The organism is Streptomyces sp. NPDC057854, from assembly GCF_042797055.1.
Taxonomy (GTDB): Bacteria; Actinomycetota; Actinomycetes; order Streptomycetales; family Streptomycetaceae; genus Streptomyces.
This window is the reverse complement of sequence record NZ_JBHVMF010000028.1, coordinates 74022-95369: the sequence shown is the minus strand read 5'-3', so window position 1 is coordinate 95369 and position 21348 is coordinate 74022. Positions and strand designations below refer to the sequence as shown.

Here is a 21348-nt window from a genome sequence, read left to right as displayed (position 1 = left end):
TCCTTCGACTACGCGGCCCGCACCCGCCTGCCCTGGCGCCGCACCCGCCCCGCCGCCCCCGGCCTCGCGCCCGATCCGGCCGCGCCGCTCGTCGACGTGCGCCGGCTCGCCGTCCGCCGGGGCCGGGTCGAGGCGCTGCGGCGCGTCGACCTCACCGTCGGCGCCGGCGAGACCGTCGCGCTCATGGGGCGCAACGGCGCCGGGAAGTCCACACTGCTGTCCACCCTCGTCGGCATGATCGCGCCGACCTCCGGCACCGTCCGCGTCTCCGGCCTCACCCCGCACGCCACCGACCCCCGCACCCTGATCCGCCGGGTCGGCCTGGTCCCGCAGGAGCCGCGCGACCTGCTGTACGCGGAGACCGTCGCCGCCGAGTGCGCCGCCGCCGACGCGGACGCGGGCGCGCCGCCGGGGACCTGCCGGGCGCTGGTCGCGGACCTCGTACCGGGGGTGACCGACGCCACGCATCCCCGGGACCTGTCCGAGGGGCAGCGGCTGGCGCTCGCGCTCGCCGTGGTGCTGACCGCCGCCCCGCCACTGGTCCTCCTGGACGAGCCGACCCGCGGCCTGGACTACGCCGCGAAGGCCCGGCTGGTCGGCCGGCTGCGGGCGCTCGCCGCCGCCGGGCACGCGATCGTGCTGGCCACGCACGACGTGGAGCTGGCGGCGGAGCTGGCGGACCGGGTGGTGATCGTCGCCGGCGGCGAGCTGGTCGCGGACGGTCCGACGGCCGAGGTCGTCGTCTCCTCCCCCGCCTTCGCCCCGCAGGTCGCGAAGGTCCTGGCGCCCCGGCCGTGGCTCACCGTCGAGCAGGTGGAGGAGGCGCTGCGCCCGTGAGGACCCGCCCGATCCGTCTGGGCCCGCGCTCGGTCGCGGCCCTCGTCCTCGTCTCCGCCGTGGGGCTGGCCGGCATCGGCTGGCCGCTCTTCGCGGACGCGGGCGCCGCCGTCACCGACCACGCCGCCGACGCGCCCTGGCTCTTCGCGCTGATCCTGCCGCTGCTCATCGCCGTCGTGGTGGCGACGATCGCGGACAGCGGGATGGACGCGAAGGCGGTGGCGATGCTGGGGGTGCTGGCCGCCGTGGGGGCGGCGCTGCGCCCGCTGGGCGCGGGCACGGCGGGCCTGGAGCCGATGTTCTTCCTGATGGTGCTGAGCGGCCGGGTCCTCGGGCCGGGCTTCGGCTTCGTGCTTGGGGCGGTCACGATGTTCGCGTCGGCGCTGCTCACGGGCGGGGTGGGGCCGTGGATGCCGACGCAGATGCTGGCGATGGGCTGGTTCGCGATGGGCGCGGGGCTGCTGCCGGCGGGGGTGCGGGGGCGGCGGGAGCTGCTGATGCTGTCGGCGTACGGCTTCGCGGCGGCGTTCGCGTACGGCACGGTCACCAATCTGTACGGGTGGGTGACGATCACGCTGGCCCCGGGGCTCTCCTTCGTGCCGGGCGCCCCGGCGGGCGAGAACCTGGTCCGGTTCGCGGCGTACGTGCTGGCCACCTCGCTCGGCTGGGACCTCGGCCGGGCGGCGCTCACCGTGGTGCTGACGCTCGTGGTCGGGGGGCCGCTGCTGCGGGCGCTGCGGAGGGCCACGCGGCGGGCGAACTTCGAGGCCCAGGTCACATTCGAGGGGCCTGCGGAGGGGTCCGCGGGTGAGGCGCCTCATAGGACCCACGTCACGTACGACCGGACATAGTAGAACGGGACGAGTCGCCCAAATCGCCCATTCGCGGGCGTGACCTGCGAAAACACCCGGGGGTCCGGCGGGTGCCGCACCCCGCCGAGTCCGAACCCGCGTCGTACAGGGGACCGTTGCGCCGCCCCCGGGGATTTGTTTCTGTTGTGGACGTCGCCAGGCGGCAGGTGCTCATCGCAGCACCGCGGCAGGCCGGTTCCCCCCAGTTCCCGGAATCCCCGGGCCCTGGTTCCGGCATGCCGAAACCGGCCGGAAACGGCCGGGACGCCCGGCGCGACCCAGTCCCCGACGTTAGGTAGACGTTTTGTTCCGCTCGCTCACCACTCGTGCCGCCGCCCGCAAGCAGACCTTCGCCGCCACGGCCGCCGTCCTCCTCGGCGCCTCCGGCGCGGTGCTCGGCACGACGGGCTCGGCCTCGGCCGCCAGCCCGCAGGAGATCGCCCGGCAGATCGTGCCCGCCTCGCAGTACGCCGCCTTCAGCAAGATCGTCTCGCACGAGTCCGGCTGGAACCACAAGGCCACCAACTCCTCCTCCGGCGCCTACGGCCTGGTCCAGGCCCTGCCGGCCTCGAAGATGGCCTCGGCCGGTTCCGACTGGAAGACCAACCCGGCCACCCAGATCAAGTGGGGCCTCAACTACATGAACGAGCGCTACGGCTCCCCGAACGCCGCCTGGGCGTTCTGGCAGGCCAACGGCTGGTACTAAGAGTCACCACGCCGCACCCGCGCACCCGCAAGGCCCCGCCCTCCGTCCGGAGGGGCGGGGCCTGCGGCGTTTCCGCGCCCGGGTTCAGGGCCTGGCCGTGCTCGCCACGTCGTCGCCCTTCGGCGCCCCGGGGGCGTGCCCGAGCGCGACGACCCAGTCCCCGCCCTCCCGGGCCATCTGCACGTACGTGCTGAAGGGCCGGCCGTCCCGCGCGGTGCCGGCGACCCGCGTGCTCGCCACGTCGTCGCCGAACTCGTGCGACACCTCGACGGTCTCGACCCGCAGCCCCCTGCCGCCCTCCTCGGCGACGAGCTTCCGGGCGTCCGCCTCGACGTCCTCGTACCCGGGCGGTCCGAGCTCCGCGAGCGCGGCGGCGTCTCGGTCGTTCAGGGCCCGGACGTACGCGTCGGCGGTCTGCCGCTCCGTACGCCCCTCGGCCGCGGGCTCCTGCGCGCACCCCGCCAGCAGCGCGCCCGCCGCGACGATCCCCGTCCGTACGCGTCGTCCGTCCATGCGTCCCCCTCGTGATCGGCGTCCGTACCTCCCCGGGGACGCCGGACCCCCTCCCCCGGGTTCCCCGGCGCGCGGGCGCGGGGCCCCGCCTCCCGGGGGAGGACGGGACCCCGCGGTTTCCGGGCACCCCTGCCGGGTCTAGAGGCGCTGGATGATCGTCCCGGTCGCGAGCGCGCCGCCCGCGCACATCGTGACCAGCGCGAACTCCTTGTCGGTCCGCTCCAGCTCGTGCAGCGCCGTGGTGATCAGGCGGGCGCCGGTCGCGCCGACCGGGTGGCCGAGGGCGATCGCACCGCCGTTGACGTTGACCTTCTCCAGCCCGTCGAGCTCCTTCTCGAAGACCTGCGCCCAGCTCAGCACGACCGACGCGAACGCCTCGTTGATCTCGACCAGGTCGATGTCCCGCAGCGACATGCCCGCCTTGCCGAGCACCGCGCGGGTCGCGTCGACGGGCCCGTCGAGGTGGAAGTGCGGATCCGCGCCGACCAGCGCCTGCGCGACGATCCGGGCGCGCGGGCGCAGCTTCAGGGCGCGGGCCATGCGCTTGGAGGCCCACATCACGGCGGCGGCGCCGTCGGAGATCTGGGAGGAGTTCCCGGCGGTGTGCACGGCGGTCGGCATGACCGGCTTCAGCCGGGCCAGCCCCTCCATGCTGGTGTCGCGCAGCCCCTCGTCGCGGTCGACCAGCCGCCACATGCCCTGCCCGGCGTGCTGTTCCTCCTCGGTGGTCGGGACCTGGACGGCGAAGGTCTCGCGCTTGAACCGCTCCTCGGACCAGGCGACGGCGGCCCGCTCCTGGGAGATGACGCCGAGGGAGTCGACCCGCTCGCGGGTCAGGCCGCGGCGGCGGGCGATCCGCTCGGCGGCCTCGAACTGGTTGGGGAGGTCGACGTTCCACTCGTCGGGGAAGGGCTTGCCGGGCCCGTGCTTGGAGCCGGAGCCGAGCGGGACGCGGGACATGGCCTCGACGCCGCAGGAGATGCCGACGTCGATGACCCCGGCCGCGATCATGTTGGCGACCATGTGGCTCGCCTGCTGCGAGGAGCCGCACTGGGCGTCGACGGTGGAGGCGGCGGTCTCGTAGGGCAGCCCCATGGTGAGCCAGGCGGTGCGCGCGGGGTTCATGGACTGCTCGCCGGCGTGGGTGACGGTGCCGCCGACGATCTGTTCGACGCAGTCGGCGGGGATGCCGGTGCGGCCGAGGAGTTCGCGGTAGGTCTCGCCCAGGAGGTAGGCGGGGTGGAGGTTGGCGAGCGCGCCTCCGCGCTTGCCGATGGGGGTGCGTACGGCTTCGACGATGACGGGTTCCGCGGCCATGAGCTGGTCCTCTCCTCGACCGGGCGGGTGTCCCGGCACCTGCCGGTCGGCGTCATGGGAGAACTAGTACGCGTTCTAGTTCTGGGGGAAGTCTGCTGACTGCTACCGCCGGTACGCAAGGGTGCGGAAGGGAGGAGTTCGGTGCGGGAGGAGGGTCACGGGGGCGCATTCGACCCGCGCCTCTTGCGAGTTGTAGAACTCGTTACTAACTTTCCCGGCAACTTCTGATGGTCCATCAGATATTGGAGCGTGTTGCCGATGACCTGCCCCCACCTCCCCGAGGGCTTCGACGCCACCGACCCCGACCTGCTCCGCGACCGCGTCCCACTCCCCGAGTTCGCGGAGCTGCGGCGCACCGCCCCGGTCTGGTGGTGCGCCCAGCCGCGCGGCATCACCGGCTTCGACGACGAGGGCTACTGGGCCGTCACCCGCCACGCCGACGTCAAGTACGTCTCCACCCACCCCGAACTGTTCTCCTCGAACGAGAACACCGCCGTCATCCGCTTCAACGAGCACATCGGACGCGAGCAGATAGACGTCCAGAAGCTGATCATGCTCAACATGGATCCTCCCGAGCACACCCGCGTCCGCCAGATCATCCAGCGCGGCTTCACCCCCCGCGCCATCCGCGGCCTGGAGACCGCCCTGCGCGACCGCGCCCGCGCGATCGCCGAGGAGGCCCGCGCCGCCGCCGCCGAGGACCCCGGCCACACCTTCGACTTCGTCACCCGGGTCGCCGTCGAACTCCCCCTCCAGGCCATCGCCGAACTCATCGGCGTCCCCCAGGAGGACCGCGCCCGGATCTTCGACTGGTCCAACAAGATGGTGGCGTACGACGACCCCGAGTACGCCATCACCGAAGAGGTCGGCGTCGAATCCGCCATGGAACTCATCGGCTACGCCATGAACATGGCCGCCGCGCGCAAGGAGTGCCCCGCCCAGGACATCGTGTCGCAGCTCGTCGCCGCCGAGGGCCAGGGCAACCTCTCCTCCGACGAGTTCGGCTTCTTCGTCCTGCTGCTCGCCGTCGCCGGCAACGAGACCACCCGCAACGCCATCAGCCACGGCATGCACGCCTTCCTCACCCACCCCGACCAGTGGGACCTCTACCGGCGCGAGCGCCCCGCCGGCACCGCCGAGGAGATCGTCCGCTGGGCCACCCCCGTCGTCTCCTTCCAGCGCACCGCCACCCAGGACACCGAACTCGGCGGCCAGAAGATCAAACGGGGCGACCGCGTCGGCCTGTTCTACTCCTCCGCCAACCGCGACCCCGAGGTCTTCGAGAACCCCGACGCCTTCGACATCACCCGCGACCCCAACCCGCACCTCGGCTTCGGCGGCGGCGGACCGCACTTCTGCCTCGGCAAGGCCCTCGCCGTGAAGGAGATCGAGCTGATCTTCGACGCCCTCGCCGACACCCTGCCCGACCTCGCCCTCGCCGGCGAACCGCGCCGGCTGCGCGCCGCCTGGCTCAACGGCGTCAAGGAACTCCGGGTCCGCACGACGGCATGACCCGCCGGCCCCCCGCGCGGCCACCCGGAACCGGAACCCTCCCCCGTACGTCCGACCGGACATGCGGGGGACACACACCACAGAGAACGCCGGAAACAGCCGGAACACCGGGACCAGCAGGACCACCAGGACCACCAGGACCACCGGGACCACCAGGACCAGCAGGATCCTGACGACGCTCGTCGCGCTGCTCGCGCTCCAGCTCGGGTCGCTCGTCGCGCCCGCCTGGGCCTGCGGCTGCGGCGCCATGATCACCCGTACCGAGGAGCGCATCGGCGTCGACCAGGAGGAGGCCGCCGTCCACTGGGACGGACGGACCGAGACCGTCGTCATGCGCTTCCGCGTCCACGGCGACGCCCGGCAGGCCGCCTGGGTCATGCCCGTGCCGCACCGCGCCGACGTCACCCTCGGCGACCCGGACCTCTTCGCCCGCATCGACGAACTCGCCGCCCCCGAACGGCGCGTCCGCTCCTACTTCTGGCCCCGCTCCCGCGACTGGCCCTTCGACGGCTGGTACGGCGGTCACAACGCCCCGGGCGCCACCGCCCCCGACGGCTCCGTCGGCGTCGTCGGCCGCCAGCGGCTCGGCTCCTTCGACGTGGCCCGGCTCACCGCCACCGACCCCGGCGCCCTCGCCACCTGGCTGCGCGACCACGGCTTCGCCCTGCCCGACCGCCTCACCCCGGAACTCCAGCCGTACGTCGACCGCGCGTGGGAGTACGTTGCCATCCGCCTCGTACCGGAGAAGCGGAACGCGCCCCTGCACGGCGACCTCACCCCGCTGCGCGTCACCTTCGCCTCCACCGAACTCGTCTACCCCATGCGCCTCTCCCGGCTCGCCCGCACCCCGCAGAACCTCGGCCTCGCGATCCTCGCCGACCACCGCATGGAACCCCGCTCGGCGATCGGCGGCGACCGCCCCGAGGTCACCTTCTCCGGCCGCGTCGACCACCCCGAGGGCCCCGTCGCCGCGCTCACCGGCGGCGCGCCCGCCCACCTCACCGTCCTGGAACAGCGCTTCCCGGACCCCTCCCGCATCGACGACGACCACGTCCTGCGCGCCGTCGCCGACACCCCGTACCGCCACGTCATCTACCGCGACCGCCTGTTGACGGTCGGCGACGTCCCCGCCTGGCTGCTCACCGTCACCCTCGGCGCCCTCGCGCTCGCCGCGACGGCCGTGTCCCTGGCCGTACGGGCGAGGCGCCGCCGGCGAGTACCGTCAGCCTCATGACGAACCCTCAGTGGACCGACGTGGACGCGTACCTCGCCGACCTCCTCGTCCCCGCCGACGACGCGCTCACCGCCGCCCTCGCCGACTCCCGGGCCGCCGGCCTCCCCGACATCGCCGTCTCCCCCGCCCAGGGCAAGCTCCTCCACCTCCTCGCCCGGATCCAGGGCGCCCGCCGCGTCCTGGAGATCGGCACCCTCGGCGGCTACAGCACCATCTGGCTGGCCCGCGCCCTGCCCGACGACGGCCGCCTGATCACCCTGGAGTACGACCCCCGGCACGCCGAGGTGGCCCGCGGCAACCTCGCCCGGGCCGGCCTCACCGACCGCGTCGAGGTCCGCACCGGCCCCGCCCTCGACACCCTCCCGCTGCTCGCGAAGGAGGGCGCCGCCCCCTTCGACCTGGTCTTCGTCGACGCCGACAAGGCCAACAACCCGCGGTACGTCGAGTGGGCCCTGAAGCTCTCCCGCCCGGGCACGCTGATCGTCGTCGACAACGTGATCCGGAACGGCGAGGTCGCCACCGAGCACCCCGACGACCCGTCGATCACCGGCACCCGCGCCATGTTCGACCTGGTCGCCGCCGAACCGCGCCTCGACGCGACCGCCGTCCAGACCGTCGGCGCCAAGGGCTACGACGGCCTGCTCCTGGCCCGCGTGACCGGCTAGCCCACCGCCGTCACCCCGCGGGAACGCCGGACCGCCAGCCGGTGAAGAGCGGCAGCTCACCGGCGGCGTCCAGCACCACCACGCCGAACGGCCGGTCGAACGCGATCCGCTCCACCGCCCCGGGGCGCGGCCGGGCGGCGCTCCGCGCCATCCCCACCTGGGTGACGGCGGCGGCCTCCACCCCCTCCTCGGCGACCTCGACCAGCGCCGACTGCGCGACCGTGGTGACGTACAGACCGGTGCCGGAGATCCCCGAGAAGTCGGCGCCGGGACGCAGCGCCCGGGTGACGCCCAGCGCCGCCAGATGCCCCCGCACGTCGCCGCCCGTCGTCCGGAGCGTGAACCGCGGCAGCAGGAGCTCGACGGCCCCGGTCCCGAACACCCGCCGCGCCCCGGCGCCCGCCCAGGCGGCGGCCAGCACCTCGGCGGGCGACCCGCCGCCCCCTTCCGGCCCGAGGACGAACCGCACCCGCACCCCGTCCCGGCAGGGCAGCTCGACGACCGTCACCCCGCCCACGGACCACACCCAGCCGGCCGGGATCCGCCGCCGCATCGTCGGCACGGGCCGGGTCACGCCGCGCCCGTCGGTGAACGGCTCGTCCCGGGTCAGCCGCCGGGAGAAGCCGGCCTGCCAGGACGCCGTGAGGGCCAGCGCGTTGACCAGCACCAGCTCCTCGGCCCCGTCCAGCGCGACCGGCAGCCGCGCGATCCGCCCGCCGGTCGCCTCCCGCACCCACGCGTCGAGCGCGGCCTGCGCGTCCACCGGCACGTCCCCGAGCGACACGTCGTCCGTGGCTCCGAAGACGGCGTCCGGCACGTCGTGCCAGGCCGCCCGGGGCAGCACCCCGAACCGCACCCCCGGCAGCCCCCGCCGGAACCCGTCCGCCACCGGCACCCGGCTCCACACCCCCGTCGCCGCCGACACCCCGCCCGCGTCCACGAGCCGCCGCCCGACCCGGCCCACGGCCCCGGCCGCCTCCTCGCCGGCGACCCCGAGCACCCCCCGCAGCTCCTCCCCGGTCCGCCCCCGCGCCCCGGACGCTGCCGCCCCGAGCGCCAGCCACAACCCGGCCGGCGACACCACGAAGTCCCCGTCCCCCAGCCGCGCCACCCACCGCCGCGCCAGCTCCCGCACCGCCTCCGCTTCGAGGACTCCGGCACCGTGGGTCATATCCTGCCCTCCATGAGCATCGTGAAGATCAACGTCCTGACCGTGCCCGCCGAGCAGCGGGAGGTGCTGGAGCAGCGGTTCGCCTCGCGGGCCGGGGCCGTCGAGGGGTCCGACGGGTTCGAGTGGTTCGAGCTGCTGCGGCCCCTGGAGGGCACCGACCAGTATCTGGTGTACACGCGGTGGCGCAGCGAGGAGGACTTCCAGAAGTGGATGAGCGGTTCCATGAAGGCCGCTCACCAGGGCACCTCGGGCGGCGAGGGCGGCGACGGCGGTGAGCGGCCGAAGCCGGCGGCGTCCGGGTCCACGCTGTGGTCGTTCGAGGTCGTGCAGCAGGCGGCGCCGAAGTAGGCCCGCGCCGGGAGCGGGTCCCCGCGTGCCGGGGCGGGAGCCGCGGTAATCCGGCGGCGCGTCCGGGGGTGCGGGCCGCAGAATGGCCCGCATGACCTGGACTTTCAGCCCCGAGCGCGTCGACACCCCGGACGCCACCGCCCTGCGCCGCGACTACTTCGGCGATGTCGCCGGCCGCTACTACGGGCGGGTGCTGGGCGAGGACGAGTACGACGACGCGATGATCGACGAGGGGCTCGACCTGCTCGCGCCGCCCGCCGGGGAGTTCCTGGTCGGGCGGTACGAGGGGCGGCCCGCCGCGTGCGGCGGGATCGTGCTGCTGGACGCCGGACGGGCCGAGCTGACCCGGGTGTTCATCCGGCCCGCGTTCCGGGGGCGCGGCGGCGCCGACCTGCTGATGGAGGGCCTGGAGCGGGCCGCCCGCGCGCTCGGCGCCCGCCGGACCGTGCTCAACACCCGGCTCGACCTCGTCGAGGCGCGGGCCCTGTACGTGCGGCACGGGTACGCGGAGATCCCCGCGTACTGCACGGGGCCGTACATGGAGATCTGGTACGGCAAGGAGCTCTGACGCTCCGGCCCTCCGGGTCAGCCGTTCCAGACGGTGACGTCGAAGGTGGCGCTGGTGTCGCTGGCGAGGCCGTCGAGCTTCTTCACGGTCAGCCGCACGAGCCGGCCGTCGCCGGTGCGGCCGCACACGGTCAGACCGGTCTTCAGCCGGATGTCGTTCGAGGTGCCGAGGGTGTCGACGACGCCCGCGCAGTCGGCGTGCGCCGGAGCCTTCGGCCCGTCCCAGACGGGCGCCTTGGCGCCGTTGTCGGGCCGCAGCATGTGATCGCCGAACGGGTAGACGGCGAAGTCGTTGTCGCCGCCGATCTCGGACTCCACGGGCGGCGCGGCGTCGAGGTCCTTGTCGTCCACGTATGTGATGACCAGCGGCCCCTGCCACCGGACCGTGCCGGCCGCGGGCCCGCTCGGGGAGGCCGCCGCCGTCGTGTCCACGGCGGCGGGCGTGGCGGTGTCGGACGCCGGGTCCGTGCCGGGGGTGACCGGTGAGGCGGGTGCGTCCGTGACCGGCTGCTCATCCTGTCCATCCCCCCGTGACTGAAGTTGATCTTCGGCAGGACAGCGCACCGATCGCCCCTGAGGCCCCGTCAGGGCCGGTGGTCGCGGGGCGGTCCGGGGGCGCGGGGGTGCTCCGCGTCGGAGCCGCAGAGTTCGGTGTTGAGCTCCTCGACCAGCTGCACGAGGTCGGTGGGCCGGTCGGGGCCCCACCAGTCGCCGAGGAGCGCGGCGAGGGATTCCTCGCGGGCGCGGGAGAGGCGGGCGGCGGTCTCGGCTCCTTCGTCGGTGAGGAGCAGGTGCAGCCCCTCGCGGCGGGCGAGCCGCCGCTCCTCGACCTCCCGGGCCGCGTCGGTGATCACCCGCAGCGGCACGGGGACGGTCTCGGCGAGCCGGGCCGGTTCGACGACGCCGTGGCGGCGGATGCGCAGCAGCAGCCAGCTGGATGCGGGCTTCAGGTCGAGCCCGGCGCGGGCGGTGATCTTCTCGTAGATCTCCTTGCGGCCCTCGCGGGAGCCGAGCACGGACAGGGCGCGGGCCGCCTCCTCGTACGAGGTGCGCTCGACCGGGTTGGAGGCGAGGGTCTGGCTGGTGTCCGGCGCGGTGACGGAGGCGCGGAGCGGGTCCTCCTTCAGGAACCAGGCGACGGCGAAGGCGACGAGGACGACCGGCGCCGCGTACAGGAAGACGTCGGTGATGGACGTGGCGTAGGCGTGCAGGACCTCGGGGCGCAGGGCGGGCGGGAGCTGGGCGATGGCGCGCGGGTCGGCGGCGACCTGGCCGGCGCCGGTGCCCGGCGGGAGCGGCGTACCGCTGTCGGCGGCCCGGGCGAAGACGTCCTCCAGTTTGCCGGTGAGCCGGTTGGTGAAGATCGTGCCGAAGACGGCGACGCCGAAGGAGGCGCCGATCGAGCGGAAGAAGGTCGCTCCGGAGGTGGCGACGCCCAGGTCCTCGTAGCCGACGGCGTTCTGCACGACGAGGACGAGGACCTGCATGACGAGGCCGAGTCCGGCGCCGAAGACGAAGAAGTACAGGCTCATCTGCCAGGTGGGCGTCGTCTCGGTGAGTTCGTTGAGGAGCAGCAGGCCGAGCGCGGTGACGGCGGTGCCGGCGATCGGGAAGACCTTCCAGCGGCCGGTCCGCGACACGATCTGGCCGGAGGCGGTGGAGGTGAGCAGCATGCCGACGACCATCGGCAGCATGTGGACGCCGGACATGGTGGGGCTGACGCCCTGGACGACCTGGAGGAAGGTCGGCAGGTAGGTCATCGCGCCGAACATCGCGAAGCCGATGACGAAGCTGATGACGGAGACGAGGGTGAAGGTCCGGATCCGGAAGAGCTTGAGCGGGAGGACGGGTTCGGCGGCCCGCCGTTCGACGGCCACGAAGCAGACGAGCAGCACGGCGCCGAGCACGGCGAGCCCGATGATCTGCGGCGATCCCCAGTCCCAGGTGGTGCCGCCGAGGGAGGCGACGAGGACGAGGCAGGTGGCGACGGAGGCGATGAGGAAGGTGCCGAGGTAGTCGATGGTGTGGCGGGTGGAGCGGACCGGGATGTGCAGGACGGCGGCGATGACGAAGAGGGCGACGACGCCGATGGGGAGGTTGATGTAGAAGACCCAGCGCCAGGACAGGTGCTCGGTGAAGAAGCCGCCGAGCAGCGGGCCGAGGACGCTGGTGGCGCCGAAGACGGCGCCGAAGAGGCCCTGGTACTTCCCGCGCTCCCGGGGCGGTACGAGGTCCCCGACGATCGCCATCGACAGCACCATGAGACCGCCGCCGCCGAGGCCCTGGACGGCGCGGAAGGCGATGAGCTGGGGCATGTTCTGGGCGATGCCGCAGAGGGCGGAGCCGATGAGGAAGAGGACGATCGCGCCCTGGAAGAGCTTCTTCCGCCCGTACTGGTCGCCCAGCTTGCCCCACAGGGGTGTCGCGGCGGTGGAGGCGAGCATGTAGGCGGTGACCACCCAGGAGAGGTGCTCCATGCCGCCGAGCTCGCTGACGATCGTGGGGAGGGCGGTGGAGACGATGGTCTGGTCGAGCGCGGCGAGCAGCATGCCGAGGAGCAGCGCGCCGATCGCGACGAGGACCGTGCGGCGGCTCTGGCCCTCGCCGGGCGCGGGTCCCGCGGCGTCTGCCGGTGCCTGCGCCGGTGCCTGCGCCTTCGGTGATCGCGCCGGCTCGCGGCCGGGCTCGGGCGGGCTGGTCTCCTGGGCCATGAGCGTCTCCCTGCGCGTCGCTGCCGGGCGTGTTCTCCATCCTGGGACGAATGTCCGGATATGGCCTGCGGAGGGGTCCGTGTGTTCACCCGGCGGCATGGGGTGGCCTGCATAATCACCCCCAGTTGCATGGGGAGGGGACAGATCATGACCGGACAGGCATGTCCTGAATGCGGTGGTCGGAGACCGGGCTGCGCCTGCGCGTACGCGGAGATGGCGGCGGCCGAGGACTACGACCCGCTCCGCATCCGGCCGTACGTGACGCTCGACGCGCAGGAGCAGGAGGGGCCGCACCGCGCGCCGGGCGGAATGCCGGACGGGATGCCGGACGGCATGCGGGACGAGGCGGGCGACCCGCCGACGGCGCAGCTCAGGGCGGTGCGCGCCCCGTACGGCCACGACATGCCGGCCCACCCCGAGGGTCACCGCCCCCAGGATCACGGCTTCGCGCCGTACGGCTCCGAGGGCGGGGCCGACGCGACGATGCCGCTGCTGCTCGGCGGCGTCGGGGGCGGGGACCACGGGGGCGGTCCGGGGGCGCGGCGCGAGCCGGGGCGCAGGCGGCGCGGCGGGCTGGTGGTGGGCGTCGCGGCGGCGGCGGTCGTCGGCACGGCGGCGCTGGCGGCGGCGGTGCTGGGCGGCGGCGAGGAGCCGGACGGCCGGGCGATGGTGCCCGAGGTGACCACCAGCGCGTCCCTGAACCTGGCCGTCTCGGAGGAGCCGTCCCCGTCGTCCGCGACGCCGACCCCGACGCCGAGCCGCACCGCGTCCCGGACGCCGTCCGCGCCTCCGTCCTCCGCGAGCGCGACGCCCACGACGGCGTCCCCTTCGGCGTCCTCGTCCCCGTCGGCGCCGGTGTCGGAGAAGCCGGTGGCGCGCCCGACGGAGGGCGCCGCGCCCTCGGCGACCGGAGGCGGGGCGCCGTCCGGTCCGGCGACCTCGGCGCCCGCGCATTCCGCGGCGCCGACCAGCGCGTCCCCGACCCCGACCCGGACGGACGCCCCCGAGGGCGCGACGCTGAGCCTCGGCGACACGGGCCCGGAGGTGGAGGAGCTGCAGATACGCCTGCGCCTGCTCTGGGTCTATCTGGAGGAGCCCGACGGCGTCTTCGACGAGGGGCTGCGCGCGGCGCTGATCCAGTACCAGAGCCGGTTCTGGCGCCTGGGGGACCCGGAGGGCGTGTACGGCCCGGAGACCCGGCGGGAGCTGGAGCACGCGACGAGGCGCGAGTACCGCTGACGGGAGGCGGGGGCGGCCGGCGGGGGCGGGTGGCGGGGGCGGGTGGCGCGGACCGCCCCCGGTTTTGTATCGTGAAGAAACAAAGTGGCCCCGCCCGTACTCCCTGACCGGCGGGCGGGACCGCTTCGTTCTCCGCACCACCCCCTGGAGACCCCATGGCCGCCACCCCGGCAACGCTCACCGCCCGCGCCCTCCTGCTCGACATGGACGGCACCCTGGTCGACTCGGACGCCGTCGTGGAGCGCTGCTGGCGCCGCTGGGCGGACCGCCAGGGGCTGGACCCGGACGAGGTGCTGAAGGTGGTGCACGGCCGGCAGGGCTACGCCACGATGGCGGTCCTCCTCCCCGACCGTCCGATGGCCGAGAACCACGCCGACAACGCGGTGATGCTCGCCGAGGAGACCGCCGACCTCGACGGCGTCGTGCCGGTCGCCGGCGCCCCCGCCTTCATGGACGCGATCGCCGCGCTCCCGCACGCCCTGGTGACCTCGGCCGACGAAACCCTCGCCCAGGCCCGGATGGGCGCGGCGGGCCTGCGGATGCCGGTCACCCGGGTGACCGCCGAGCAGGTCGGCGCGAGCAAGCCGGACCCGGAGGGCTTCCTCAAGGGCGCGGCGGAACTGGGCGTCGAACCGGCCGAGTGCGTGGCGTTCGAGGACTCCGAGGCCGGCATCCGGGCGGCGAAGGCGGCCGGCATGCGCGTCGTGGGCGTCGGCCCCCGCGCGGCGGCCTTCGCCCCGGACGTCCACGTCCCGGACCTCACCTCGCTCCGCGTCACCGCCACCCCCACCGGCACGATCACCCTCACCGCCTTCCCGGCCTGACGCACCCGGCCCCCCTGCGGGCCACCCGATACGAGCTCACACGGAACCCGCCCGGACCCCTCCGGGCGGGTTCCGCGCACAGGCACCCCTTCCCGCCGCCACCCCGCCGACGACCCGGTCAGCACGCCGCGCCCGTACCGCCTTGACGTCCGGGCGGAGCCGGCGCGCTCCGCCGCTGCGCGGCGCCGGACCCGGGGCGCCCCCGCCCTCGGAGCCGTACCGCCGACTCCGACAGCACCCACGGCCGACCCGCGGCGCACCCGCCCCCTCCGCCCCCCCTCCGCCCCCTCCTCCGCCCGCTCCGGGGGAACTCGCCGCCGCCCGGCGGAATCCGACGCTCCGTCAGGGCACGCCACACCCCTTGATGTGACGTGTTCATGTCGCCACCCTGTTACCTGGCGCATCCCGCACCGCAACCTCGCGCCACCACGATGACCGGGCGCCGCCCGGTACCGCACGGGGCCGGCCGAACCGCCACGGCCCCACCGAATCAAGGGAGTCCCCATGCCTGTCGGCAAGGTCTACGCGCGTCGAGCCGCCGTGCTCGCCTCCACCGCCGCCCTCGCCCTCACCGGTCTCGTCACCGCCGCGCCCTCCGCACAGGCCGCGATGCCGACGCCGGTCAGCGCCGCCACCGCCCGCACCTACCTCGCCTCCCTCACGGTCAAGGCGGAAGGTTCCCTCACCGGGTACAGCCGGGACCTCTTCCCGCACTGGATCACCCAGTCCGGCACCTGCAACACCCGCGAGACCGTCCTCAAGCGGGACGGCTCGAACGTCGTGACCGACTCCAGCTGCGCCTCCGTCAGCGGCAGTTGGTACTCGCCGTACGACGGCGCCACCTGGACCGCCGCCTCCGATCTCGACATCGACCACGTCGTCGCGCTCGCCGAGGCGTGGCGCTCGGGCGCCAACTCCTGGACGACCAGCCAGCGCCAGGCGTTCGCCAACGACCTCAGCCGGCCGCAGCTCATAGCCGTCACCGACAACGTGAACCAGGCGAAGAGCGACCTGGACCCGGCCGAGTGGATGCCGCCGCGGACCGCCTACCACTGCACGTTCGCCCGCGCCTGGGTGCACGTGAAGTACCACTACAACCTCAGCGTCGACTCGGCGGAGAAGAGCGCGCTCCAGTCGGTCCTCAACGGCTGCTGAGCCCACGACCGCCGACCGGAGCTGCCGATACCGGCCACCGACAGGGTTCCTGACGCCGCGTAAGCACGGCGTCAGGGACCACCCCGGGAACGGCCTGAAATCGACGCTCCCTCCGGTCCAGACCTGCGCCACCCTGGTCCAGACCATCTGGTCCAGACCAGAGTGGCCTCCCTGAGGGCGCCCCCGCGCCACGAGATGTTTGAACTTGCAAGTACTTATCAGGGATGCCTAACCTGGCGGCCGTTCGGTACCAGTCCCCCACCGCCCGTCCCAGCCGGGCCGGGCCGACCGAAGGAGCCCCCCACCATGAGCACCCTGAACCACCGCCTGCATCAGGCGCAGCCGTACGCCCTCGGCCTGTTCCGGATCGTCGTCGGCCTGCTCTTCGCCTGCCACGGCGCGGCCTCGCTGTTCGGCGTCCTCGGCGGCGCGATGGGCGGCGGCACCGTGCCCACGGGCACCTGGCCCGGCTGGTACGCGGCGGTGATCCAGCTCGTCTGCGGCGCGCTCGTCCTCGTCGGCCTCGGCACCCGCGGCGCCGCGTTCCTCGCCTCCGGCTCGATGGCGTACGCGTACTTCTGGGCGCACCAGCCCGAGGCCCTCTTCCCGCTCCAGAACGGCGGCGAGACCGCGGCCCTCTTCTGCTGGGCCTTCGCCCTCCTGATCTTCACGGGCCCGGGCGCCCTCGCGATAGACAGCCTCTTCGGCACCAAGTCGCCCGCGACCCCCCGGAACGCCCAGGATGAGGACCCGGAGAAGCAGCAGAGCACGCCGCTGCCCGCCTGACGGGCCCACCGCCCCCCTCGGGGCTACCCCCACAGCCCCCGCAGTCCCCTAAAACCCCCGTCGGCACCCACCCGGCGGGGGTCCGGGGGTCGGCGCGTAGGCTCTCGCCCTGTGAATCTGCTCGACAGCATGGGCTCGCTGAGGTCGCTGACCGCGGGCCCGTGGATCTATCCGGTGGTGGCGACGTCGATCCTGCTCGACGTCTTTCTGCCCGTGCTGCCGAGCGGCTTCCTGGTGATCTCTGCCGCCACGGCCGCCTCCGCCTCCCTCGGCGCGGCCACGGCGCCCGCGGACGTACCGTCCCTGCTCCCGCTGCTGCTCACCGCGGCGGCGGCCTCGATGCTCGGCGACTTCCTCGCGTACCGGCTGGCGCTCCGCGGCGGCCGGCGTCTGGACCGGGCGATAGCCCGCTCCCGCCGCCTCACCGTGGCGCGGGAACGTCTCGGCACCGCCCTGGCCCGGGGCGGCGGCCTGATCGTGGTGCTGGCCCGGTTCGCGCCGGCGGGCCGCTCGGTGGTCTCCCTGGGCGCGGGCGCGGCGCGGCGGCGCCCCGAGGAGTTCCTGCCGTGGTCGGCCCTGGCGGCGGTGGTGTGGGCCTCGTACAGCGTGGGGCTCGGCTGGCTGGGCGGCGCGTGGCTGGGGGCGACGTGGTTCAGCGCGGGCGTGTCGACCCTGGCGCTGCTGCTGGCGGGCGGCCTGGCCGGCTACCTGATACGCCGCCCGGGCGCGGCCCCGGCCCCGGCGGCCTGACCGAAGCTGCTACACCTCCTGGCTCCGGTGCGTGCTGACGCCTCTCACCTCCAGGGTGGCGAGGAGCCGGGCCGTGGCGTCGGCGATCTCGTCGACGGCACGGTCGAAGACCTCCCGGTTGTGCGCGGCGGGGGCGCGGAAGCCGGAGACCTTGCGGACGTACTGGAGCGCGGCGGCGCGGATGTCGTCCTGGGTGGCCTCGTGGGGCAGGACGGGCGGGCGGAGCGTCTTGATGCTTCGGCACATGTCTCCAGTGTGACCCCCGCCACTGACAACGCCGCGGAGCGCGGACCGCGCTCCTCCCCCGGGGTCAGTTCAGCCCGCGCCGGCTGCGTGCGTTGATCTCGGCGGCGCGGGCGCGGAGCTCGCGCAGCGGGGTGGCGAGCTGGACGTCGCCGGGCTCGGCCTCCCATTCGGCGCCGCCGTGGACGGCGCGGATGAGGAAGCGTCCGGAGGTGCTCCGCACGAAGAATCCGACCCGCCCCGTGGCGGTGTCGCGGACGAGGTCGCCGACCTCGGGCACTGGCTGCACGCAACCCCTCCGTCCGGTTCCGCTTGCTGCGTGGGGGACACCCAGGGAAACGCGGAGACCCCGCCCTGTCAACGTATCTCTAGAGATGTCCCCCGATGGATGGATCACGGGGGCGGGACGGCGCACACGTGTGCACCCTGGCCGCGGCGAGCCCCTTAGGGTGTCCCGCAGACGAAGGGAGTGGTCCACCCGTGACTGATCAGGAGGGCACCCGTCGGCCCAAGTACCAGCGCATCGCCGACGAGTTGAGGACGGCGATCCAGTGCGGCGACTTCGCGCCGGGCGACCGGCTCCCCGGCGAGAACGACCTGATGTCCACGTACGAGGTGGCCCGCATGACCGCCCGCCAGGCGCTCGCGGTGCTCCGCGGCGAGGGGCTCACGGAGGCCCGCAAGGGCGCCGGCGTCTTCGTCCGCTCGTTCCGCCCGCTGCGCCGCCGCGGCGTTCCGCGGCTGTCCGGCGAGGGCTGGGGCGCGGGCCGGTCGGTGTGGGCGGCGGAGATCGAGGACCGGGCCCTCGTGGTGGACCAGGTGACCGTGGCGGAGGAGGAGGCGGGGCCGCGGATCGCGCACGCGCTGGACCTGGCGCCGCACGACCCCGTGTGCGTCCGCAGCCGCCGTTTCGTCCTGGACGGCCGGCCGGTCCTGCTCTCCGTCTCGTACCTCGCCGCCGACCTGGTGCGCGGCACGCCCGTGACCCGGCCGGACACCGGCCCGGGAGGAACGTACGCCCGCCTCGCCGAACTGGGCCAGCGCCCGGTCCGCTTCCGCGAGGAGATCCGCTGCCGGATGCCGACCGCCGAGGAGACCGACCGCCTGACGCTCCCGCCGGGCACGCCCGTGGTCCTGATCGGCCGCACGGCGTTCACGGCGCCGGGCCGGCCGGTCGAGGTCAACGAGATGACCCTGGACGCGTCGTCCTACATCCTGGAATACGACTTCGAAGCGTGACCGCCCGGCACGGTCACCCCTCCCGAGGCGCAGGCACGACCACCACGGCCCCGTCACCCCCACCCGCACCCGCCTTGGCGGCCTGCCCCCCACCACCGCCGCCTCCCTGAAGATCGGCACTGACCTGCCCCCCGAGGGTCATCACGTTCAGGGTGGCGGCGTTCTCATTGGCGATGGCCTTCTCGACCCGGGCGACCAGCAGCCCGAACGCCTCCCGCTTCGACAGCTCCCGGTACGGCCCGACCCGCGCCTCGAAGTAGATCCGCTCGTGCCCGAGCAACTGCTCGGTGGACCGGTAGTTCTTCCACTGCTCCCGGTACCGGAACACGCTCTCCAGCGACACGGCCGCCACCACGACCACGCTCAGCACGGTCGCCGTGACCCGCGCGAACCCGGCGTCGACATTCACGAACACCGGCACGAGCGCCCCGCCGACGACGGAGACGGTCCGCATCCGCAGATGCATCGCCTTCATCCGCGTCGCCTTGACGTCGTACCACTCCTGATACTGCGCCAGCCGCCCCTCGACGTACCGCTGCGCCGTCATCTCCCCGCCGCCCAACACCTCAGGCGCGTCCCCCACCTCAACCATCCCCGCAGTACACCCACCCCCACCCCACCCGTCAACCCACACCCCGCCGCCCGCTGCACCCCAGCCCCACGGGCACGTGGCATGCGAGTGGCATCCGCCCCCTCCCCCCCTCCCCGACCCGGAGAACGGACAAGGCCCAGGCTCCCGGTTCAGTACCGGTGACCTGGGCCTTTGTCTATCTACCTGCTGGTGGGCGCGGACGGTTTCGAACCGCCGACATCTGCTTTGTAAGAGCAGCGCTCTACCCCTGAGCTACGCACCCTTGGGAGAAGTCAACAGCCTACACGGAGGGGATGGGCGGATCGCAAACGGTCGGGTGAGGGGGTCGCGGGCGGTCGGGTGAGGGGGTGGGGTGAACTGATCGGGTCGTGTGTTCGTCCTCTGGGGGTGGGAGAATGGGCGTCCGGGCTGCGGGCGGTTCGGAGAGACGCGGGAGAGGGACGTGGCGAGCGACGTGAGGGGTGGGGCGGCGTCCGGGGGCGGGTCGGTGGTGGGGCTCGCGCTGGTGCTGCCGGTGCTCGTCGGGGCGCTGGTGTCGCAGTCGTTCGCCGGCGGGGGCGGCCGGCGGTGGTTCGGGGGGCGGGGCGAGGGGCAGCGGGCCGAGGCGCAGGCGGCGAAGGACGCGGCGGCCGCGGCGTTCTACGAGCTGGACACCGCCCAGCGGGGGCTGCGGATCACCATGGAGACGATCACCGCCGTCGACGGGTCGCCCGAGGCGCTGCGGGCCGTCGAGGGGTTCGAGGCGCTGGGGCGGCGGATCGACGAGGTGTCGCACGCGTACATCTCGGCGGTCGACGCGCACGACCTGGACCGGGACGAGCTCGACGCCGGCACCGCCCAGCGGGCCCGCCGGGAGCTGGTCCGGGCGCGGGAGGAGCTGGAGCGGGTCAAGGGGGAGCTGGACGGGTTCGAGCGCGGGCTGGCGCCGCTGGTGGGGCGCGCCGAGACGCAGCTGGCGCGGCTCGCGCCCGCCGTGGAGCGGGCCCGGCAGGCGTTGCGCGGGGCGAGCGACGCGCTCGACTCCGTACGGGACGCGGGGCTGCGCGCGGACGATCTGGCCGCGCGGCTGGCGGCGCTCGGGCCCGAGCTGACCAGGCTCAACGAGGGCGCCGGGCGGCACGGGGTCGCGGCGACGCTGGAGCGGGCCGACCGGGTGCTGCGGGACGCCGAGGCGGTGCGGGCGGAGGCGGGGCGGCTGCCGGAGCGGGCCGCGGAGATCGACAAGCGGCTGGTGTCGCTGCGGACCCGGGCGGAGGCGCTGACGACGCGCGCGGAGGCCGTCGAGCCGGTGCTGTCGGAGCTGCGCCGGCGGTACTCCGCGGCCTGCTGGCAGGACCTCCAGCACGTGCCGGACCAGGCCGCGGAGGCCGTGCGGCAGGCCGAGGAGCGGCTGGCGGAGGCCACCGCGGCGCGGGCCGAGCAGCGGTGGCCGGACGCGACGGCGCTGCTGTCGACCGTACGGGCGCTGCTCGACACCACCGGGGAGGCCGTGGCGGCCGCCGGTGACCGGCTGCGGCGGCTGGACGCGGTCGCGAAGGACCCGAAGGCGGAGACGGACCGGGCGCGGTTCGCGGTGCGGGACGCGCAGCGGCTGGCCATGGAGAGCCGTACCCGGCCGGATCCGCGGCACGCGGAGCCGCTGGACCGGGCCGTGGCGCGGATCGACCGGGCGGTCGACGGTCTGGAGGGGCGCCATCCCGACTACTGGCACTTCCTGATGGAGCTGGAGGCGGTACGGGCCCAGGCCGCCCGGGTCGTCGCCGCGATCCGTGAGGAGCGCGGCGCGGGGGCGCATTAGGCCTCATGGCGGGGCGCATGAGGTCTCCTGGCGGGGCGGAGGGGCCGTTAGCCTGGGGTCATGCCTCGTTACGAATTCCGCTGCCGCACCTGTGGTGACACCTTCGAGCTGAGCCGGCCGATGGCCGAGTCCTCGGCGCCCGCCTCCTGCCCCGCCGGGCACGACGACACCGTGAAGCTGCTGTCGGCGGTGGCCGTCGGCGGTACGGCCTCCGGTTCCGGCCGCCCGGCCCCCGCCGCCGGCGGCGGGGGTGGCGGGGGCTGCTGCGGCGGGGGTTGCTGCGGCTGACG

At 74.3% G+C, this 21348-nt stretch carries 24 protein-coding genes and 1 tRNA gene; 16 read left to right on the top strand and 9 right to left on the bottom strand.

The annotated features are described in order from the left end of the window. The 3 genes from ACFVQZ_RS31580 to ACFVQZ_RS31570 all read left to right on the top strand — a co-directional run. Positions 1-837 (top strand): energy-coupling factor ABC transporter ATP-binding protein (locus tag ACFVQZ_RS31580; RefSeq protein WP_383628171.1); only part of this gene is annotated, 837 nt, incomplete at its 5' end. Further along, positions 834-1688, top strand: a complete 855-nt coding sequence (locus tag ACFVQZ_RS31575; RefSeq protein ID WP_383628169.1) for an ECF transporter S component — start codon at positions 834-836, stop codon at positions 1686-1688. The genes ACFVQZ_RS31580 and ACFVQZ_RS31575, both read left to right, overlap by 4 nt. Positions 1689-1992: 304 nt before the next feature. Continuing rightward, positions 1993-2394 carry a transglycosylase SLT domain-containing protein gene (locus ACFVQZ_RS31570; protein ID WP_030495284.1) on the top strand — a complete coding sequence of 134 codons (402 nt, stop codon included), beginning with the start codon at positions 1993-1995 and terminating at the stop codon, positions 2392-2394. An 84-nt stretch (positions 2395-2478) separates the two neighbouring features. Here the strand turns inward: ACFVQZ_RS31570 and ACFVQZ_RS31565 are convergent, their stop codons facing one another. Next, positions 2479-2907, bottom strand: a complete 429-nt coding sequence (locus tag ACFVQZ_RS31565; RefSeq protein WP_383628167.1) for a hypothetical protein — start codon at positions 2905-2907, stop codon at positions 2479-2481. Positions 2908-3045: 138 nt separating this feature from the next. After that, complete coding sequence (locus ACFVQZ_RS31560) at positions 3046-4224, bottom strand: steroid 3-ketoacyl-CoA thiolase (protein WP_030495286.1); 1179 nt, start codon at positions 4222-4224, stop codon at positions 3046-3048. Positions 4225-4482: 258 nt separating this feature from the next. On the opposite strand from ACFVQZ_RS31560, the gene ACFVQZ_RS31555 reads away from it, so the two are divergent. The 3 genes from ACFVQZ_RS31555 (at position 4483) to ACFVQZ_RS31545 (ending at position 7635) form a co-directional block, all read left to right on the top strand. Beyond that, the gene (locus tag ACFVQZ_RS31555; protein WP_383628165.1) at positions 4483-5736 is read left to right on the top strand and encodes a cytochrome P450; all 1254 of its coding nucleotides are present in this window, start codon (positions 4483-4485) and stop codon (positions 5734-5736) included. Between the two features lie 61 nt (positions 5737-5797). Further along, positions 5798-6970: a DUF2330 domain-containing protein gene (locus ACFVQZ_RS31550; RefSeq protein WP_383628163.1), complete on the top strand. Its 1173-nt coding sequence runs from the start codon at positions 5798-5800 to the stop codon at positions 6968-6970. Beyond that, positions 6967-7635 (top strand): O-methyltransferase, encoded by a 669-nt coding sequence (locus tag ACFVQZ_RS31545; protein ID WP_383628161.1) that lies wholly within the window; start codon positions 6967-6969, stop codon positions 7633-7635. Before ACFVQZ_RS31550 ends, ACFVQZ_RS31545 begins: the two co-directional genes overlap by 4 nt. A gap of 10 nt (positions 7636-7645) precedes the next feature. Here the strand turns inward: ACFVQZ_RS31545 and ACFVQZ_RS31540 are convergent, their stop codons facing one another. Further along, positions 7646-8806 (bottom strand): serpin family protein, encoded by a 1161-nt coding sequence (locus ACFVQZ_RS31540; protein ID WP_383628159.1) that lies wholly within the window; start codon positions 8804-8806, stop codon positions 7646-7648. 12 nt (positions 8807-8818) lie between these two features. Between ACFVQZ_RS31540 and ACFVQZ_RS31535 the strand changes: the two genes are divergently transcribed. Continuing rightward, positions 8819-9154 carry an antibiotic biosynthesis monooxygenase gene (locus ACFVQZ_RS31535; RefSeq protein WP_030495291.1) on the top strand — a complete coding sequence of 112 codons (336 nt, stop codon included), beginning with the start codon at positions 8819-8821 and terminating at the stop codon, positions 9152-9154. An 82-nt stretch (positions 9155-9236) separates the two neighbouring features. Continuing rightward, positions 9237-9722, top strand: coding sequence for a GNAT family N-acetyltransferase (locus tag ACFVQZ_RS31530; RefSeq protein ID WP_030495292.1), 486 nt, complete (start codon positions 9237-9239; stop codon positions 9720-9722). A gap of 17 nt (positions 9723-9739) precedes the next feature. Here ACFVQZ_RS31530 and ACFVQZ_RS31525 read toward each other — a convergent pair whose 3' ends face one another. Together ACFVQZ_RS31525 and ACFVQZ_RS31520 are read right to left on the bottom strand one after the other, a co-directional pair. Further along, positions 9740-10153: a hypothetical protein gene (locus ACFVQZ_RS31525; RefSeq protein ID WP_383628156.1), complete on the bottom strand. Its 414-nt coding sequence runs from the start codon at positions 10151-10153 to the stop codon at positions 9740-9742. Positions 10154-10305: 152 nt separating this feature from the next. Beyond that, positions 10306-12432: a DHA2 family efflux MFS transporter permease subunit gene (locus ACFVQZ_RS31520; RefSeq protein WP_383628154.1), complete on the bottom strand. Its 2127-nt coding sequence runs from the start codon at positions 12430-12432 to the stop codon at positions 10306-10308. Between the two features lie 213 nt (positions 12433-12645). Here ACFVQZ_RS31520 and ACFVQZ_RS31515 point away from each other — a divergent pair, with 213 nt between their 5' ends. The 5 genes from ACFVQZ_RS31515 (at position 12646) to ACFVQZ_RS31495 (ending at position 17186) form a co-directional block, all read left to right on the top strand. Next, entirely contained in the window at positions 12646-13671 is a 1026-nt protein-coding gene (locus tag ACFVQZ_RS31515) for a peptidoglycan-binding protein (RefSeq protein ID WP_383628152.1), read from the top strand. Positions 13672-13826: 155 nt separating this feature from the next. Beyond that, positions 13827-14495: an HAD-IA family hydrolase gene (locus ACFVQZ_RS31510; protein ID WP_030495296.1), complete on the top strand. Its 669-nt coding sequence runs from the start codon at positions 13827-13829 to the stop codon at positions 14493-14495. A 504-nt stretch (positions 14496-14999) separates the two neighbouring features. Then, the gene (locus ACFVQZ_RS31505) at positions 15000-15650 is read left to right on the top strand and encodes an HNH endonuclease family protein (RefSeq protein WP_383628150.1); all 651 of its coding nucleotides are present in this window, start codon (positions 15000-15002) and stop codon (positions 15648-15650) included. 306 nt (positions 15651-15956) lie between these two features. Beyond that, on the top strand, positions 15957-16436 hold the full coding sequence (locus ACFVQZ_RS31500; RefSeq protein ID WP_383628148.1) for a DoxX family protein: 480 nt from the start codon (positions 15957-15959) through the stop codon (positions 16434-16436). 117 nt (positions 16437-16553) lie between these two features. Then, on the top strand, positions 16554-17186 hold the full coding sequence (locus ACFVQZ_RS31495) for a VTT domain-containing protein (RefSeq protein WP_030495299.1): 633 nt from the start codon (positions 16554-16556) through the stop codon (positions 17184-17186). Between the two features lie 9 nt (positions 17187-17195). Here ACFVQZ_RS31495 and ACFVQZ_RS31490 read toward each other — a convergent pair whose 3' ends face one another. Together ACFVQZ_RS31490 and ACFVQZ_RS31485 are read right to left on the bottom strand one after the other, a co-directional pair. After that, on the bottom strand, positions 17196-17432 hold the full coding sequence (locus ACFVQZ_RS31490) for a DUF2277 domain-containing protein (RefSeq protein WP_383628146.1): 237 nt from the start codon (positions 17430-17432) through the stop codon (positions 17196-17198). A 64-nt stretch (positions 17433-17496) separates the two neighbouring features. Continuing rightward, positions 17497-17718, bottom strand: coding sequence for a hypothetical protein (locus tag ACFVQZ_RS31485; RefSeq protein WP_030495301.1), 222 nt, complete (start codon positions 17716-17718; stop codon positions 17497-17499). 191 nt (positions 17719-17909) lie between these two features. Here ACFVQZ_RS31485 and ACFVQZ_RS31480 point away from each other — a divergent pair, with 191 nt between their 5' ends. After that, positions 17910-18668 carry a GntR family transcriptional regulator gene (locus ACFVQZ_RS31480; RefSeq protein ID WP_030495302.1) on the top strand — a complete coding sequence of 253 codons (759 nt, stop codon included), beginning with the start codon at positions 17910-17912 and terminating at the stop codon, positions 18666-18668. 13 nt (positions 18669-18681) lie between these two features. On the opposite strand, the gene ACFVQZ_RS31475 is transcribed toward ACFVQZ_RS31480, so the two are convergent. Both ACFVQZ_RS31475 and ACFVQZ_RS31470 read right to left on the bottom strand, forming a co-directional pair. Next, on the bottom strand, positions 18682-19215 hold the full coding sequence (locus tag ACFVQZ_RS31475; protein WP_081959137.1) for a DUF4231 domain-containing protein: 534 nt from the start codon (positions 19213-19215) through the stop codon (positions 18682-18684). 232 nt (positions 19216-19447) lie between these two features. Then, positions 19448-19522 (bottom strand) — tRNA-Val (locus ACFVQZ_RS31470). Positions 19523-19702: 180 nt separating this feature from the next. Here ACFVQZ_RS31470 and ACFVQZ_RS31465 point away from each other — a divergent pair. Continuing rightward, positions 19703-21058, top strand: coding sequence for a hypothetical protein (locus ACFVQZ_RS31465; protein WP_383628143.1), 1356 nt, complete (start codon positions 19703-19705; stop codon positions 21056-21058). Between the two features lie 60 nt (positions 21059-21118). After that, positions 21119-21346 carry a zinc ribbon domain-containing protein gene (locus ACFVQZ_RS31460; protein WP_383628142.1) on the top strand — a complete coding sequence of 76 codons (228 nt, stop codon included), beginning with the start codon at positions 21119-21121 and terminating at the stop codon, positions 21344-21346. Positions 21347-21348: the final 2 nt, after the last annotated feature.